Here is a 15,838-nt window from a genome sequence, read left to right on the forward strand (position 1 = left end):
CCGACTCCGGCTACGCCGACCACCCGCCCCGCATGGGGTTCTTCACCGACACGTCGGTGTGCATCGGCTGCAAGGCGTGCGAGGTGGCGTGCAAGGAGTGGAACGCCGTCCCCGAGGACGGGCTCGAGTTCACGGGCATGTCCTACGACAACACGCAGGGCCTCGGTGCCGACACCTGGCGGCACGTCGCCTTCATCGAGCAGAGCAAGCCGATCGGCCAGAACGAGACCGGCGTCGCCCACGGTGTTGTCGAGCACGGTGCGGCGCCGGACGCGAGCGGCATGCGCTGGCTGATGGCCTCCGATGTGTGCAAGCACTGCACGCACGCCGCGTGCCTCGACGTGTGCCCCACCGGCTCGCTGTTCCGCACCGAGTTCGGCACGGTCGTCGTCCAGGAGGACATCTGCAACGGCTGCGGCTACTGCGTGCCCGCCTGCCCGTACGGGGTCATCGACCAGCGCAAGGGCGACGGGCGGGCCTGGAAGTGCACCCTGTGCTACGACCGGATCGGCGTGGGGCAGGAACCCGCGTGCGCGAAGGCGTGCCCGACCGACTCGATCCAGTTCGGCCCGCTCGACGAGCTGCGCGAGCGGGCCGCGATGCGCGTCGACCAGCTCCACGATCTCGGCGTCGAGGACGCGCGCCTCTACGGGCACGACCCGGACGACGGCGTCGGCGGTGACGGCGCCTTCTTCCTGCTGCTGGACGAGCCGGAGGTGTACGGGCTGCCACCGGATCCGGTCGTCACGACGCGCGACCTGCCGTCCATGTGGCGGCACGCCGGTGTCGCCGCCGCCGCGCTGCTCGGCGGGCTCGCCGCCGTCTTCGCCGTACACGGCCGCGAGGGGGGCGCGCGATGAGCTCGTCGGAGGTCGGCAAGGAAGGCGTGCGCGGGGAACGGCCCGGCCGGGAGGCCCAGATCGGCAAGGGCCTGCGCGGCCGTGGACGGCGCGGAGGGCGCCGGGGCGGGCGCGGCGAGAAGGCGATGGTGCCGGAGGCGGAGTTCACCTCCTACTACGGCAAGCCCGTCCTGAATCCGCCGGTGTGGAAGTCCCTCGACATCGCGGGGTACTTCTTCCTCGGCGGGCTGGCCGGCGCGGGGTCGGTGCTCGCGGCCGGCGCCCAGCTCACCGGGCGCCCGGCGGCCGCGCGGGCGCTGAAGATCTCCTCGCTGGCCGCGATCGGCGGGTCCACGGCCGCGCTGGTCCACGACCTCGGCCGGCCGGAGCGGTTCTACAACATGCTGCGCGTCATGAAGCCGACGTCGCCGATGAGCGTCGGCTCCTGGCTGCTGGCCGCCTACGGCCCCGCCGCGGGCGCCGCCGCCATGCTGGAGGTGACCGGGCTGTTCCCGCGCCTCGGCCGCGCCGCCACCGCCGGAGCCGCCGTGCTCGGCCCGGCCGTCGCCGCCTACACCGCAGTCCTCGCCGCCGACACCGCCGTGCCCGCCTGGCACGAGGCGTACCGCGAGCTGCCGTTCGTCTTCGTCGGTTCGGCCGCCGCCGCCGCGGCCGGTATGGCGCTGGTCGCCGCGCCCGTCCGGGAGAACGCCCCGATGCGCACCGCCGCCGTGTTCGGCGCCGGTCTGGAGCTGGCCGCGGCCAAGGTGCTGGACCGGCGGGCCGGGCTCGCCGCCGAGCCGTACGGGCGGGGCAGGGGCGGGGCCTACATGCGCGCGGGCGAGGTCCTCTCCGCCGCGGGCACCGCGGGCTGCGTGCTGCTCGGCGGGCGCAGCCGGGCCGCGGCGGCGCTGAGCGGGGCCGCCCTTCTGGCGAGTTCGGCCTGCACGCGTTTCGGCGTTTTCCACGCGGGCGTGCAGTCGGCGGAGGACCCCAAGTACACCGTCGTTCCCCAGCGGGAACGTCTCGCCACACGCGGCACGGCGGCCGCCTCCTGAGGCTGCCGCCTTTCTGCAAGTCGATTGAAATCTTGCGCAAGCTCTTGACCTGAATGCAAGAAGAGAGCATTCTCACGGTGCTCGCGGACGGCCGTCCCCCACCCCCCTCAGGCGCCCGCCAGGCGCCCTGTGACAGGAGTTCGCCGAAATGTCTGCAAACGACGCCCCACGCGCACGAGTCCCCCGCCGCCGGTCGCTGCTCGCCGCCGGCCTCCTCGTCCTCGCCGGGACGGCGCCCGTCGCCGCCCTGCTCCCCGACCGCCCCGCCAGGGCCGCCGCCTCCCTCAACGCCGGCGACGTCACCGCCAACCTGTGGGAGTGGAACTGGCCGTCCGTCGCGGCCGCCTGCACCGACCACCTCGGCCCCGCCGGGTACGGGGCCGTGCAGGTCGCGCCGCCCGCCGAGTCGGTCAGCCTGGCCTCGACCAACGACGGAGCCCACCCGTGGTGGGAGGTGTACCAGCCCGTCTCCTACGGACTGACCAGCAGGCTCGGAACCCGCGCCCAGTTCGCCTCCATGGTCACGGCCTGCCACAACGCGGGCGTCCGCGTCTACGCGGACGCGGTCGTCAACCACATGGCGGGCTCCAACAACACGGTGAACACCACCTATGGCGGCTCGACCTTCAGTCCCAGCGGGTACACCTACCCGGCCGTCCCGTACGGATACAACGACTTCCACCACCCCAACGACGGGTACTGCAACGACGAGGACGGGGGCATCGACGACTGGAACAACACCTCCGAGGTGCAGAACTGCGAGCTGGTCTCGCTGTCGGACCTGAAGACCCAGTCCGGCTACGTCCGCGACAAGATCACCGGTTACCTCAACGACCTGATCGGCCTCGGCGTGGACGGGTTCCGGGTCGACGCCGCCAAGCACATCGCCCAGAGCGACTTCGCCGCCATCAAGGGCGCCCTGCACACCACCACGGCCGAGGGGAAGGCGCCCTACATCGCGCAGGAGATCTTCCCCGGGTCGAACACGGCCGACCTGAAGCCGTCGGCGTTCACCGGGAACGGCGACGTGCTCGGCTTCTCCTACGCCCAGGGTCTGAAGACGCAGTTCCAGAACGGGACCCTGTCGAACCTGTCGGGCATCCCGTCCTGGTCGCTGGACGCGGACGGCTCCAAGACGTACACGATGATCGCCAACCACGACACCGAGCGGGACGGCTCCACGCTCAACTACAAGAACGGCTCCGACTACACCCTGGCGACCTACTTCCTGCTGGCCTACCCGTACGGCAAGCCCACCGTGTACGACGGGTTCACCTGGTCGTCGGCCGGGCAGTCGCCGCCCGCCGACTCCCGCGGGTTCGTCACCGGCGCGAACTGCTCGAGCGGCTGGCAGTGCATCACCCGCTCGACCGGGATGAAGGGCATGGTCGGCTGGCACAACGCGACCGCGTCCGCCACGGCGGTCGGCAACTTCACGGCCACCGCGGGGAACGTCATCGGGTTCAGCCGCGGCTCGAAGGGCTGGATCGGCCTCAACGACTCCCCCGGCCCGTCCACCGCGTCCTACCGGACCGGCCTCGCTGACGGCGTCTACTGCGACGTCATCACCGGCGGCCTCGGTTCGGGCGGCGGCTGCCAGGGCACCGCCGTCACCGTGTCGGGCGGGACGGCGACCGTGACGATCCCCGCGGGCGGCGCGGTGGCGATCCACGTGGACGCCCGGTCCGGGCAGACCCCGCCGCCCACCTCCGACCCCGGGACCGTCTCCGACACCTTCAACGTCAACGCCACCACCACCTGGGGGACGAGCGTCTACCTCGTCGGCGACGCCGCGGCGCTCGGCTCGTGGGACACCGCCAAGGCGGTCAAGCTGTCCCCGTCCGGCTACCCGATCTGGAACGGGACGGTGACGCTGCCCGCCAACACGAAGATCGAGTACAAGTACATCAAGAAGACCGACGACGGGGCCGTGACGTGGGAGGGCGGCGCCAACCGCACCTACACGACCGGCACGTCCAGCCGCACCGCCAACGACACGTGGCGATAGCCCGACCGCGGGCCGGCCTCCGCGTGCGCGGAGGCCGGCCCGGCACGTGTCAGGAGCAGGCCGCGTGTCAGGAGCAGGCCGCGTGTCAGGGGCGCGGCGTGCGGAAGAGGGTCTCCTGGGTGAGGCTCGCGACGAGGACGCCGTCCCGGGCGTGGATCGTTCCGGTGTACCAGCCGCGACCGGCGGCGACCGTCTGCGGGACGAGGTCCATCAGCACCCAGTCGTCCATCCGGACCGGCCGGTGGAACCAGACGGCGTGGTCGAGGCTGGAGCCCGACCGGGCGGCGCCGTCGTGCAGCGCGATCAGCCCGCTGGAGATGTCGGACAGGTACGTCAGCACGCACGCGTGCAGAAGGTCGTCTTCCGGCAGCGGCGCGGTGCAGCGCGACCACAGCCGCGTCGGGAAGTCGGCCGCCTCGTACGGCTGCGGCGGCACGCGGCTCTCCATGGAGAACAGCCGCGGGACCGGGGAGGCCGGGAGGCCCTCCGGCCCCGGGGTCCGCGGCGCCGCGTGCACCTGCCGGTCCTCGCCCTCAGCGGGCTGTTGGAACGACACCGACATGTTGAAGATGACCTCGCCGCCCTGCAGCGCCACCACGCGCCGCGCGGAGAACGAGCGGCCGTCGCGGTCCCGGTCCACCCGGAAGATCGTCGGCCGCGCGGCGTCGCCGCCGCGCAGGAAGTAGCCGTGCAGCGAGTGCGGCAACCGCCCCTCCGGGACGGTGCCGCCCGCCGCGCGCAGCGCCTGCGCCGCGACCTGCCCGCCGTACAGCGGGTAGGGGTCGTCGAAGACGAGGGCGCCCCGGTAGAGGTCCCGGTCGAGCTCTTCCAGATCCAGCAGGTCCAGGACGGAATGGAGGGATTCCAACCGCGCTTCGGGCTCTTCGGAGATCGAGGGTCGCACGCCCGTGACGTTATCCGACCCGCGTGTGATCCGGCCGGACCGCAGCGCGTCAGCCCTCCCCCGTCTCGGCGGGGCGACTGCCGGGGCGCCAGAAGGCGGCCAGCAGGAGCGCGGCGCCGAGCCCGCCGGCCAGGGCGGTGACGGCCAGGCCCGTCCAGCCCGACAGGGCGTCCTCGATCCCGAGGGCGCGGTCCAGGGACACCGCGCCGCCGCCGAGCGCGCCCACGGCGCACGCCACCATGATGATCATGACCACGTACTCGTAGCCCTGCCCGGGGCGGAAGATGAAGAAGCCGTTGCGCAGGTGCGCGGTGACGAACGCGACCGCCATCGTGCCCACCGCCCCCGCGGCCGCCAGCGGCGTGAGCAGCCCGAGCAGCAGGAGCACGCCGGCGCCCAGCTCGGTGCCGGTCGCCATCAGCGCGTGCAGGCGTCCCGGCCGCAGGCCCATCGACTCGAACCAGCCCGACGTGCCCTCGATCTTCCCGCCGCCGAAGGCGTGGTTCCAGCCGTGCGCCACGAGGGTGCCGCCGACGGACACCCGCAGGACCAGGGAGGCGATGTCGATCCCCGCCGTGTCTACAGCCATGCCCGGCCCCTTCCTCGTTCGCTGGGAACGTCCAGCAACGTACCGGACCGGGCGGGTGGCGCGCCGGGTGCCGCCGGGCAGGCCCTCGCTCCCGCATATCCCGGCGCTCGTGGGGCAGATCACAGAAGTCAGGCTCCGCATCGCGTCACATCCGGGCGTGTGCCGCCCATCTATCTCTGTGAGCGGCACGGGCGCGGTGAGCTTGGGAGGCGGCATGGACAGCGTGGCGAGGAAGTTCGACCTGACGATGCTGTACGCCGCCTACGACGCGTTCCGCCGCGACGCGGCCCGGCTGCAGACGGCGGCGGGAGCGGAATCGGCGGCCCTGCCGGGCTCCGCCTTCGGCTGGGCCGAGGCCGCGAACAGCTGGACCCTGTTCACCTCCCACTGGAGCCTCCAGGACCGCGCCGAGAAGAACGCCCTGTGGACCGTCATGTACGCCAAGGACGCCGACGGGCCCGGCCGCGTCGGCGTGGTCCTCGACGCGATGGCGTCACTGGCGTTGAGGGCCGTCCCGCTGATCGACGGCATGGACGCGGCGCTGGAGCACCGCGACCGCGGCGCGCTCGCGAGGTACGCGCGCGACCTGCGGGCCTCGGTGGACGCGCTGCTGGACTTCAAGGAGTCCAACGTCCTGCCGCTGATCCAGGAAACCCTCACCCCGTTCGAGTGGGGCACCTTCGACGTGGAGCTCCGCCGGGAGCTGGGGCTGCGCGGGCTCGGGGTGTTCCTGCCCTGGCTGCTCGACGGCGCCCCGGACGGCACCCGCCGCGCCGTCCTCGGGCTGCTGCCGCCGCCGATCCGGCTCTGCTACCGGGTCCGCTGGCGCCCGCGCCACCTGCGCCGCCGCGGGCTCGCCGTCCCGGCGCGCTGATCCCGCCCCGGCGGGTCCCCGTGCGCCGTCCCGCCGTGTGACGCGCTACACATCCTGAAATGTCACATTCGTCGGCCGAGGTGGGTCTCATCCCTAGAAGCGCGACTGCCCAGAGCGCGACGGAGGGATGCGGACGATGGCGGGAACGAGGGCGCCCGGCGGGGCGCGGGCCGGCACGCGGAAGCCGCCCAGGGGTCTGGACGTCACGGCGCGGGCGCTGGACGAGCGGTTCGGCACCGCCGGATTCGCGCGCAAGGCGATGCGCAAGGCCTTCCCCGACCAGTGGACCTTCCTGCTCGGCGAGATCGCGATGTACTCCTTCGTGATCATTCTGCTGACCGGGGTGTACCTGACGCTGTTCTTCAAGCCGAGCATGCACGAGGTCGTCTACAACGGCTCGTACACGAGGCTGAAGGGCGTGGAGATGAGCGAGGCGTACGCCTCCTCCCTCAAGATCAGCTTCGATGTGCGGGGCGGCCTGCTCGTCCGGCAGATCCACCACTGGTCGACGCTCATCTTCATGGGCGCGATCCTCGTGCACATGCTGCGGAACTTCTTCACCGGAGCGTTCCGCAAGCCCCGCGAGCTGAACTGGCTGATCGGCGTCGCCATGTTCATGCTCGTGATGCTGAACGGCCTGTTCGGCTACTCGCTGCCGGACGACCTGCTGTCCGGCACGGGCCTGCGCATCCTGGAGGGCGTGCTCGCGTCGATCCCGCTGGTCGGCTCGTACGCGGTGATGTTCCTGTTCGGCGGCGAGTACCCGGGCACCGACATCATCCCGCGCCTGTACGTCATCCACGTGCTGCTGATCCCCGGCATCCTGGCGGCGCTGATCCCGCTGCACGCCGTCGTGCTCACCTGGCGGCAGACGCACACGCAGTTCCCGGGCAAGGGCAGCTCGAACACGACCGTGCGCGGCTACCCGTTCTTCCCCGTCTTCATCGCCAAGACGACGGCGTTCTTCCTGTGGGTGCTGGGCGTGACGACGCTGCTCGCCGCGTTCTTCCAGATCAACCCGATCTGGCTGTTCGGGCCCTACGACCCCGGCGCGATCAGCTCCGGGTCGCAGCCCGACTGGTACATGGGCTGGCTGGAGGGCGCGCTGCGGATCATGCCGTCCTGGGAGATCAGCGTGTGGGGCCACACCGTCGCGATGAGCGTGGTCGTCCCGGCCCTCGTGGTGCCCGGGCTCCTGTTCACCGGCCTGGCCGCCTACCCGTTCCTGGAACGCTGGGTGACCGGCGACTCGCAGATCCACCATCTGCTGGACCGGCCGCGCGACGTCCCGGCGCGGACCGGCATCGGCGTCGGCGGCGTGGTCTTCTACGGGGGGCTGTGGCTCGCGGGCGGCAACGACGTCCTCTCCCACAGCTTCCACGTCTCGCTGTTCTGGACGACGTGGTTCTTCCGCTTCCTCATCGTCCTCGGACCGGTGCTGGCCTACATCGTCACCTACCGGATCTGCGTCGGCCTGCAACACCGCGACCTCGGCCTGGCCCGGCACGGGCTGGAGACCGGCATCGTCCGCCAGTCGCCGGACGGGAGGTTCAGCGAGGTCGAGCGCCCGCTCCGGGACGAGGAGATCGCCGCGATCACCGATCCGCGTCCCGCGCCCGCCGCCGACCTGGACGTCCCGCCGCCCGTCGACGACGTCGACAGCCCCCGCGGCCGCACCGCCAGGGGACGCGTGCGCGCGGCCCTCAACCGCCGCTTCCGGGCGGACCTGGCCACCGTCCCCGAACGCCGCGTAGCGGAACCGGACGGCGAACGGCCGGCGATCGAGGAGAAGGCCGCGTCACGCTGACCCGGGACGCTCGAACAGGAGGCGGATGACCGGGCCGGCGGCCTCCACGGGGTCGTCGCCGAGGTCGCGCAGGGCGCCGCTCAGCCACAGGTGGGCGAAGCCGTGCACGATCGACCAGGCGGCGATCCCGGCGGTCCGGTCCCCCGCGGGACGGCCGGGCACGGCGCCGCGGACGCCCTCGGCGAGGACCCGGCCGGCGCGGTCGCGGGCGGCGGCCACCTCCGGGTCGTCCGGACGGTAGAGCGCGGGCGCGAACATGACCTCGAAGTGGACCCGGTGCTCGACGGCGAACCGCACGTAGGCGAGCCCGACGCCGTGCAGGTCGCTCCCGGCGGCCTCCAGGGCGTCGGCGAACAGCGCGTACCCCTCGGCGGCGACGGCCGTCAGCACGCCGGTCTTGTCGCCGAAGTGGTGGGCGGGCGCGGCGTGCGACACCCCGGCGCGGCGGGCCAGCTCGCGCAGGCTCCACGTCGCCGGGCCCGACTCGGCGATCGCCTCGATCGCGGCGTCGAGCACGGCGCGCCTCAGGTTGCCGTGGTGGTAGCCGTCACCGCTCATGCCCGGAATCCTAGGGCGGGAGGACGGGCCGCCCGTCAGTCGTGCTCCTTGGCGAACGCGCGGAGCCGCGCCAGGTCCACCACGGTGATCCTGCGCCAGCCGGTGCGGATCAGGCCCTCGCGGCGCAGCCCGCCGAGAGCCCGGGCGACGGTCTCCCGGGAGGCGTCCATCCAGCTGCCGAGCTCCTCCTGCGACAGCGGCGGCCCGATCTCGATCGACCCGTCCGCCGCGGGCGGGGCGTGCTGGGCGGAGCGCTCCGCCAGGTCGGCGAGCAGGGACGCCAGCCGCTCCGGGCCCCGGCTCGTGATGTGGGCGGTGAGCCGCCGGTCGGAGTCGTCCATGCGCTGGACGAAGGTACCGGTGACGAGCATCCACACGTCCGGGTGCGCGTCCAGGAACCCGGTGAAGCGGGCCGCGGGCACGACCAGGGCGCGGATCGGGGACAGCGCGGTGACGGTCGCGGCGCGCGGCCGCCCGCCGAGCACCGCGCTCTCGGCGAGCAGGTCGCCGGGGCCGCGCACGGCCAGCACCACGTCGTGGCCGTCCTCGGTCGCGGAGGTCACCTTGGCCCAGCCCCGCTCGATGATGATCACATGGTCGGACTCGTCGCCCTGGTACACCAGCGGCGCCTTGACCGGGAACGTGCGGGGGCGCGCGGCGGCGCGCAGCGCGGTCCGCTGCGCGGGTTCGAGCGCCGACCAGAACGCGGAAGGCGGTGAGGACGCCGCGTACGGAACCAACAGCCGCCTCCTTTGCTCAGGGTCACCTGAACTGTAAACCCGCAGGATCTCACTTGGGGACGGCGATGAGGCGCACGGCGAGCCCCGTGAACACGGTCCCGCTGAAGATGTTCAGGCCGCGGGCGACGCGGCGGCTGCGGCGCAGCAGGTTCGCGAGCCGGCCGGAGAGCAGGCCGACGGAGGCGTCCACGGCCAGGCCGATCAGGACGAGCGTGACGCCCAGGACGAGCAGCTGCGCCATCGGGTGCCCCATCGAGGGGTTCACGAACTGCGGCAGGAAGGCGATGTTGAAGAGGATCACCTTGGGGTTCAGCAGGTTCGTGACGACGCCCTGCCAGAACGCGCGGAGCCGCCCCGGGCCGGCGGGGGCCGTGCCCTCCCCGGCGGGTTCGCCGCGGTCCCGGAACGCCTTGACCGCGAGGTAGAGCAGGTAGGCGGCGCCGGCCCAGCGCAGCACGTGGTAGAGCGCCGGCAGCGCGGTGAACAGGGCGGACAGGCCGAGCGTGGCGGCGACGGCGTGCGTCAGGGCGCCGGTGGCGACGCCCGCCGCGGCCATGAGGCCCGTGACCGGGCCGCCGCGCCCGCCCATCGCGACGATGAACATCATGTCGGGGCCGGGCGTGACGCAGAGCGCGAACGCGGCGACAACGAACGCCGCATAAAGGGAGGTATCGACCATTCCGCAATCATGCTCCAGGAGGCCGCCGCTCCGCGAACCCCCACGGCCCCGGGCCGGCGTCAGGAGGCCAGGGGCGGCTGGGACTCGACCGTCACGGCCTCGTGGTCGAAGGACAGGTATCCCCCGATCTTCGCCGCGTCCTCCAGGGGCTCCTCGTACGACCAGGCGGCGTCCTCGGCCCCGGCCAGCGACCAGTACGTCGCCTCGCCCTTGTACGGGCAGAAGGTCCGCTTGGCGCTGCGGGTCAGCAGGTCGCGGCGGACGTCCTCGGCCGGGATGTAGTACCGGTTGGGCAGCCCGGTCTCCGACAGCAGCTTCGGCCGTCCCGTCTCGGCGACGACCTCGCCGTCCAGCAGCACCCGCACGCGCCGGGACGTGGTGCGCGCGTCGACGCGGTGGAAGGGGTCGCGCAGATGGCCCTTGACCTCCTCGTCCTCGTCGAGCCAGGCGTCCATCCGGTCCCAGTAGAAGGCCATGTGCCCGCGCAGCCACGCCGCCTCCGGCTTCGGCTCCGGATACCCCCAGACCGCGTTCTCGGCCGCCCGGTCGCCCGCCCGCACCGTCCAGTACACGGCGTCGCCCTTGAACGGGCAGTGTGTGGAGTGGACGGTCTTCTCCAGCAGGTCGGTGCGCACGTCCTCCTCGGGGACGTACAGGACGGGCAGCAGCCCGGTCTCGTGCAGGAGCCTCCCGCGCTCGGTGTCCAGCACCGTCTCGCCCGCGAACCGGGCGCGCACCCGGCGGGGGAAGTCGTGCATGAACAACCGGTGCGCCGGCCCGTCGATCGTGAAGTTGACCTCGTCGCCGAGGGAGCCGGCGAGCGGGCCCGGCTGCTTGGTCAAGGACATGGCGCTACTCCTCAGACTGCCCGATGACTAGACGCCGGTCGGCATCGTCTCCAGTTCACCACGGCGCGCGGCCTCCAGATGCAGCGGCTGGAGCGCCGAGGTGGCACGGAACCAGCACAGCGCGTCGTAGCGGTCGGCGAGCCGCGTCGGGACGTACTGGCGCGGATCCCGGTCCGGGTCGTACACGACGCCGATCGCGCGGTGCCCGAGCGCGTCGGTGAAGAAGGCGGGCTTCTCCCGCTCCGGCGGCACGACGAACATCGCCCGGTGCAGTTCCGACTCCGCCAGCACGTGCTCCAGCGAGCCGCGCGCCGGCGGCGGGACGCGCATGATCTCCATCGGGGCGCCCCAGGCCGGCGCCGCGACGACCTCGCCGGGTCCGCCCGCGAACCCGACCAGCACGGCGCCGCCGGCGCCGTACCGCTCCCTGGTGAGCTGGCCGAGGTTGACCATCCCGGCGCCCGCCATGTCGGTCGCCCGCGCGTCGCCCACGTGGGTGTTGTGCGCCCACACCACGGCCTTGCCGCCATAGAAGTCCATCAGCCGGTCCAGGGTGTCGGCCATATGGACGTCCCGGACGTTCCACGACTCGGGCCCGCCGTCGAGCATCGTGCGGTAGTAGTGCTCGGCGCCCGCCGCCACCTCGGCGTTCTGCCGGGCGTCGAACTCCTCCTCCGGGTCGCCCGCCTCCCCCGGCGGCGCAGGGCGGCGCAGGGCGGCCAGCAGTTCCAGGACCTCCGCCGTGCAGCCGCCCGGGACCAGGTCCGTGTTCCACCCATAGGCGCGGGGGTCGTGGCCGTGGGGCTCGAAGCAGCGGTACGCCTCCAGCGCCGTGTCCAGGTACTCGGGGCGATGCTCCGCCAGGTATGCGACGACCGCCCGCAGCGACTCCCAGAGGCTGTAGACGTCCAGCCCGTGGAAGCCGACCCGCTCGCCGGAAGGAAGGCCCGCGTTGCGGTCGCGCAGCCACCGGCAGAACCGGACGGTCTCCTCGTTGGCCCACATCCACGTCGGCCAGCGCTCGTAGGCGTTCAGGGCGTCCCGCGGCTCCCGCCGCGCCCCCGGCGTGAGCGTCACGGAGCGGCCGACCCGGCGGCAGTCGGGCCAGTCGCCCTCGACGGCGACGAACGCGAACCCGCGCTCGGCGATCAGACGCCTGGTCAGCGCCGCCCGCCACGCATAGTACTCGTGGGTCCCGTGGCTGGCCTCACCGATCAGCACGCACCGGGCGTCCCCGATCCGGTCGAGGAGCGGGTCCAGGTCCTCGGCGTACTCCAGCGGCAGCGCCGCTCCGCGCACGTCGGCGGCGGCGCGGCTCTCCTGGCGTGGCATGTCGGCGTCCCCCTCGCGTCCTCCATCGCGTTTCCAGGTCCTCTTCTTCGCGTTCCCGGGATACGGGGATCGATTCGCGCCGGCCGGGCTCGCGCGGCGCTACGCGTCCCGCCGGATGCCGGTGGTGCGGGCGCGGTAGTCGCTGGGGGTCTGCCCGTAGGCGGCGCGGAACGCGCGGCTGAAGGCGGCCGCGTCAGGCAGGCCCCAGCGGTTGGCGATCGCGCCGATCCGCTGGGTGCCGAGGAAGGGGTCGCCGAGTTCGCGGCGGCAGTGCTCCAGGCGGCGGGTCCGGACGTACCGGGCGACGGTCGTCCCGGTCGGCGCGAACACCCGGTAGAGCTGGCGGACGGAGATGTGGTGCGCGGCCGCGATCGCGGCGGGACTCAGCGACGGGTCGTGCAGGCGCGCCTCGATCCACTCCTCGATCGCCCGCAGCATCTCCGCTCCCTCCGGCGACGGGGACGGCGGCGCGCCCAGCCACTCGCCGGCCGCGCCGGTGACCAGCTCGACCAGCGCGCCGCCGAGGTGGTGCGCGTAGATCTCGTCGGGCGCGGTGCCGAGCGGGTCGTCGGCCGCGGCCCCGTTCCGCGCCGCGTCCTCGGCGCCGCTCTCGGCCAGGGCGGCGAGGAAGGACGAGACGAGCCGCCCGGTCCGGCCCCGCCCGCCGAGCAGCGTGCCGCCGAACGCGGCGAGGCGCTCGCGCGGCAGCGGGACGGCGCTGTGCGGGATCACGACGGTGAAGATGTGGTGGGCGTCGAAGGCGATCTCGACCGGACGGGTGAGGTCGTAGAACACCACGTCCCCCGCCCCGACCACGGCGCGGCGGCCGTTCTGCCGCAGCACGCACGAGCCCCGCAGCACCAGGCCGAGCTTGTAGCACTCGCGGGTGTCGCGGGCGATCTGCCGGGCGCTGCGCCGCACCGCGTGCGCGGGCGCGTACACGTCGCCGGCCTCCACCGGGCCCAGCGCCCGGCCGCTCAGCCGGGCGGCGAACCCGCCGGGCAGGCGCGGCTGGACGTGGAACGGCCCGAAGGCCGAGCTGATCAGGTGGCGCCAGAAGTCCGCCTGGTCGCGGGCAGGGTGGTCCGAGGTGTCAACGAGCGTGGGCATGACGCTCCTCCGGTCGGCGGGCGGGGTCTCGGACGCCACACGCAAGGCTTCTACGGCCCGTCAGGAAGGTCAATGAGCGAGTCAGCACGACGCTTCGGGCGGGCTTTGGCACTCGCCGCCAAAGTGACGGCACGCAGCGGCAAGACCGCCCCTTCCCGGGCGGCTTATACATGTCGCGGACCGACTCCCAGGGAGCCCCGCCAACCGGAAGATCCCGGACGACCCCCGAAGGAACCCCCATGACAGCGGACGAGCAGGAAACCGCCACCGGCCACGACCCCGGTGACGGCCAGGAGAACGGCATCAGCCGCAAGAACTTCATCGTCGCCGCGGGCGCGGCGGGCATCGGCGCGCTCGCGCTGCCCACCGCCGTGTCCGCGGTGGCCGCGCCCGCGCAGGCCCGCACGGAGCAGCGGCCCCTCACCCCGACGCCGAAGTGCGACGACGGGGACGACTCCCCGACGCACTCGCAGATGGAGGGCCCCTACTTCAAGCCCGGCTCCCCCGAGCGCGCTTCGATCGTGACCTCCGGCATGCCGGGGACCCCGCTCACCGTGTCCGGGATCGTCTACTCGATGTCGTGCGCGCCGGTGGCCCACGCCCTGCTCGACTTCTGGCAGGCGGACTACTACGGCAATTACGACAACTACGGCTATAAGCTCCGTGGACATCAATACACGGACGCTTCCGGACGATTCACCCTCACGACGATCGTGCCCGGCCTCTACCCCGGCCGCACGCGGCACATCCACGTGAAGGCCCAGGCCCCGTACCAGCAGATCCTGACGACGCAGCTCTACTTCCCGAACGAGCCCCGGAACAGCTCCGACATGCTCTACGACCCCGCGCTGCTCATGAAGGTCCAGACCGGTCCCAGCGGACGCACCGCGAAGTTCGACTTCGTCCTGCAGGTTCCCTGACCGGGGTTCCGCGGCCGGATTCCGTCACCGCTCCCGCGGAATCCCGCCCCCGCCAAGGCACCGGCGCGCCTTGGCGGGGGCACCCGCTATGACTCTGCGGGGGCACCCGCTATGACTCTGCGGGGGCACCCGCCATGACTATGCGGGGGCGCCTCGCCTGCGGTTTTTCGTGAGTTCCCACCGGCGCGCCGCGCCGTTTCGCGGGGAACGGGACCGAGACGTGATGCGATTCGCCCACGAAACGGCAAAGGAATGGATAGTCTCCCACCGATCACTTTTGGTTGTGTAAGGAATCTGGGAGCACACGCGCATGAGCGCTGCCAACCGGGCACAGGTCATCACACGGTGGGGGGCCATCGCCTTCATGGCGGCCGCGGTCCTGACCGCCACCGCCGGTGGCTTCGCCCAGTCCTATGCCGGTCTCTATCACTGGGCCCTGGAACACGGCCTGCGGGGCTGGAAGGCCGAGTCGTTCCCCCTGCTGGTCGACCTGTTCATCATCGTCGGTGAACTCGGGCTGTTCCTGCTGGCCATCGACGCCTTCGTCATCAAGCGCCGGGCCCTGATGAGCTGGCTCGACTTCTGCCTGCCGCTGACCATCGCCCTCGCGGGCTGGACGGCCAGCCTGATCTTCAACGTCGGCCACGTCGGCCACAAGACCTTCTCCTTCCAGGCGACGGCCGCGGTCCCGCCGATCGTGTCGATGCTCGGCCTGTTCGTCCTGCTGCGGACGCTGCACCGGTACGTGTCGCAGAGGACCGAGGAGGAGGAGACCAAGCAGCCCGAGCCGCAGACGCGCGCGATCGCCGGGCCGGTCACGCTGAACCAGATCACGCTGATGCCGCTGCGCAACACCGGCCCGTTCGCGCAGATCCAGGTGCCGGGGTACTCCGGCAAGGCGATCGAGTCCGGGACGTCGGGCAGGGCCGAGCCCAAGGCGGCGCCCGCGGGCGAGGCCGCACCGGCCCCGGCCGCACCGGCGGCCTCCGCTCCGGCCGCGGCCCCCGCCGCGACCGAGCCCGCGCCCGCACCCGCGCCGGCCCCCGCTCCCGAGCCGGAGCCGGAGCCGGAGCTGGCCGTGGTCAGCGCCGCGTCGCGCGGCAGCCTGAACGGGCGCAGTTCCTACGGCACCGCCCCCGAGGAGGACGTGCCCGCCGGGCCCGCGCCGGAGAACCTGCGGTCGCTGGTCATCGACATCCTGGAACGGCGCCACGGCGACGTCGCCGCGACGCTCGCCGAGGTCAGGGCCGAGGGCTACCGCTGCGACGAGGCCGAGATCCAGCGGATCAGCGACAACCACTGGTTCCCGTACGCGGTGTACCGGCTGCTGGCCAAGCACCACGGCGACGGCGAGCTCGTCGCCCAGGAGCTGAACGCCCAGGGCATCGTCTACGACCAGGTGACGCTGGACGCGCTCGTCCAGTCCTGGCGCGTCTGACGCCGGCGCGCTCGCGCGCCTTCCGGAACGGCCGCCCGCCACCGCGGGCGGCCGGGGCGCGGGTTTGGCCCGGCACGGGCGCCCGTGGTCGGTGTGTCGTGCCCCCCCCCCCCCCCGGCCGGGCCGCCCACCCG

General features: G+C 72.8%; 15 protein-coding genes. 7 read left to right on the top strand and 8 right to left on the bottom strand.

The window, feature by feature from the left end:
* Positions 1–32 precede the first annotated feature (32 nt).
* The 3 genes from AB0C84_RS12615 (at position 33) to AB0C84_RS12625 (ending at position 3,905) form a co-directional block, all read left to right on the top strand.
* Positions 33–860 carry a 4Fe-4S dicluster domain-containing protein gene (locus AB0C84_RS12615; RefSeq protein ID WP_361064762.1) on the top strand — a complete coding sequence of 276 codons (828 nt, stop codon included), beginning with the start codon at positions 33–35 and terminating at the stop codon, positions 858–860.
* Positions 857–1,897 (top strand): NrfD/PsrC family molybdoenzyme membrane anchor subunit, encoded by a 1,041-nt coding sequence (gene nrfD / locus AB0C84_RS12620; RefSeq protein ID WP_361064715.1) that lies wholly within the window; start codon positions 857–859, stop codon positions 1,895–1,897. Before AB0C84_RS12615 ends, nrfD begins: the two co-directional genes overlap by 4 nt.
* A 148-nt stretch (positions 1,898–2,045) precedes the next feature.
* Positions 2,046–3,905: a carbohydrate-binding module family 20 domain-containing protein gene (locus AB0C84_RS12625; protein WP_361064718.1), complete on the top strand. Its 1,860-nt coding sequence runs from the start codon at positions 2,046–2,048 to the stop codon at positions 3,903–3,905.
* 85 nt (positions 3,906–3,990) lie between these two features.
* Here AB0C84_RS12625 and AB0C84_RS12630 read toward each other — a convergent pair whose 3' ends face one another.
* Positions 3,991–4,809: an acyl-CoA thioesterase domain-containing protein gene (locus AB0C84_RS12630; RefSeq protein WP_361064721.1), complete on the bottom strand. Its 819-nt coding sequence runs from the start codon at positions 4,807–4,809 to the stop codon at positions 3,991–3,993.
* Between the two features lie 49 nt (positions 4,810–4,858).
* Positions 4,859–5,398, bottom strand: a complete 540-nt coding sequence (locus tag AB0C84_RS12635; RefSeq protein WP_258943216.1) for a DoxX family protein — start codon at positions 5,396–5,398, stop codon at positions 4,859–4,861.
* A 214-nt stretch (positions 5,399–5,612) separates the two neighbouring features.
* Between AB0C84_RS12635 and AB0C84_RS12640 the strand changes: the two genes are divergently transcribed.
* Both AB0C84_RS12640 and AB0C84_RS12645 read left to right on the top strand, forming a co-directional pair.
* Positions 5,613–6,272, top strand: a complete 660-nt coding sequence (locus tag AB0C84_RS12640; protein ID WP_361064724.1) for a hypothetical protein — start codon at positions 5,613–5,615, stop codon at positions 6,270–6,272.
* Positions 6,273–6,408: 136 nt separating this feature from the next.
* Positions 6,409–8,079: a ubiquinol-cytochrome c reductase cytochrome b subunit gene (locus AB0C84_RS12645; protein ID WP_361064727.1), complete on the top strand. Its 1,671-nt coding sequence runs from the start codon at positions 6,409–6,411 to the stop codon at positions 8,077–8,079.
* Here AB0C84_RS12645 and AB0C84_RS12650 read toward each other — a convergent pair.
* The 6 genes from AB0C84_RS12650 to AB0C84_RS12675 all read right to left on the bottom strand — a co-directional run bounded on the left by AB0C84_RS12650 (position 8,071) and on the right by AB0C84_RS12675 (position 13,346).
* Positions 8,071–8,637, bottom strand: coding sequence for a TetR/AcrR family transcriptional regulator (locus tag AB0C84_RS12650; protein ID WP_361064730.1), 567 nt, complete (start codon positions 8,635–8,637; stop codon positions 8,071–8,073). The genes AB0C84_RS12645 and AB0C84_RS12650 overlap by 9 nt on opposite strands.
* A 35-nt stretch (positions 8,638–8,672) precedes the next feature.
* The gene (locus tag AB0C84_RS12655) at positions 8,673–9,377 is read right to left on the bottom strand and encodes a Crp/Fnr family transcriptional regulator (protein WP_246396253.1); all 705 of its coding nucleotides are present in this window, start codon (positions 9,375–9,377) and stop codon (positions 8,673–8,675) included.
* A 49-nt stretch (positions 9,378–9,426) separates the two neighbouring features.
* Complete coding sequence (locus tag AB0C84_RS12660) at positions 9,427–10,056, bottom strand: LysE family translocator (protein WP_361064734.1); 630 nt, start codon at positions 10,054–10,056, stop codon at positions 9,427–9,429.
* Positions 10,057–10,115: 59 nt separating this feature from the next.
* The gene (locus tag AB0C84_RS12665) at positions 10,116–10,904 is read right to left on the bottom strand and encodes a DUF427 domain-containing protein (RefSeq protein ID WP_361064737.1); all 789 of its coding nucleotides are present in this window, start codon (positions 10,902–10,904) and stop codon (positions 10,116–10,118) included.
* A gap of 27 nt (positions 10,905–10,931) precedes the next feature.
* Complete coding sequence (locus AB0C84_RS12670; RefSeq protein ID WP_361064740.1) at positions 10,932–12,236, bottom strand: erythromycin esterase family protein; 1,305 nt, start codon at positions 12,234–12,236, stop codon at positions 10,932–10,934.
* Between the two features lie 99 nt (positions 12,237–12,335).
* The gene (locus AB0C84_RS12675; RefSeq protein ID WP_258943209.1) at positions 12,336–13,346 is read right to left on the bottom strand and encodes a helix-turn-helix domain-containing protein; all 1,011 of its coding nucleotides are present in this window, start codon (positions 13,344–13,346) and stop codon (positions 12,336–12,338) included.
* A gap of 239 nt (positions 13,347–13,585) precedes the next feature.
* Between AB0C84_RS12675 and AB0C84_RS12680 the strand changes: the two genes are divergently transcribed.
* Positions 13,586–14,266 (top strand): dioxygenase, encoded by a 681-nt coding sequence (locus AB0C84_RS12680; protein WP_361064743.1) that lies wholly within the window; start codon positions 13,586–13,588, stop codon positions 14,264–14,266.
* Positions 14,267–14,576: 310 nt separating this feature from the next.
* Positions 14,577–15,704 carry a DUF2637 domain-containing protein gene (locus tag AB0C84_RS12685; RefSeq protein WP_179847914.1) on the top strand — a complete coding sequence of 376 codons (1,128 nt, stop codon included), beginning with the start codon at positions 14,577–14,579 and terminating at the stop codon, positions 15,702–15,704.
* Positions 15,705–15,838: the final 134 nt, after the last annotated feature.

It is taken from the genome of Actinomadura sp. NPDC048955 (assembly GCF_040649435.1).
Lineage (GTDB): Bacteria > Actinomycetota > Actinomycetes > Streptosporangiales > Streptosporangiaceae > Spirillospora > Spirillospora luteofluorescens.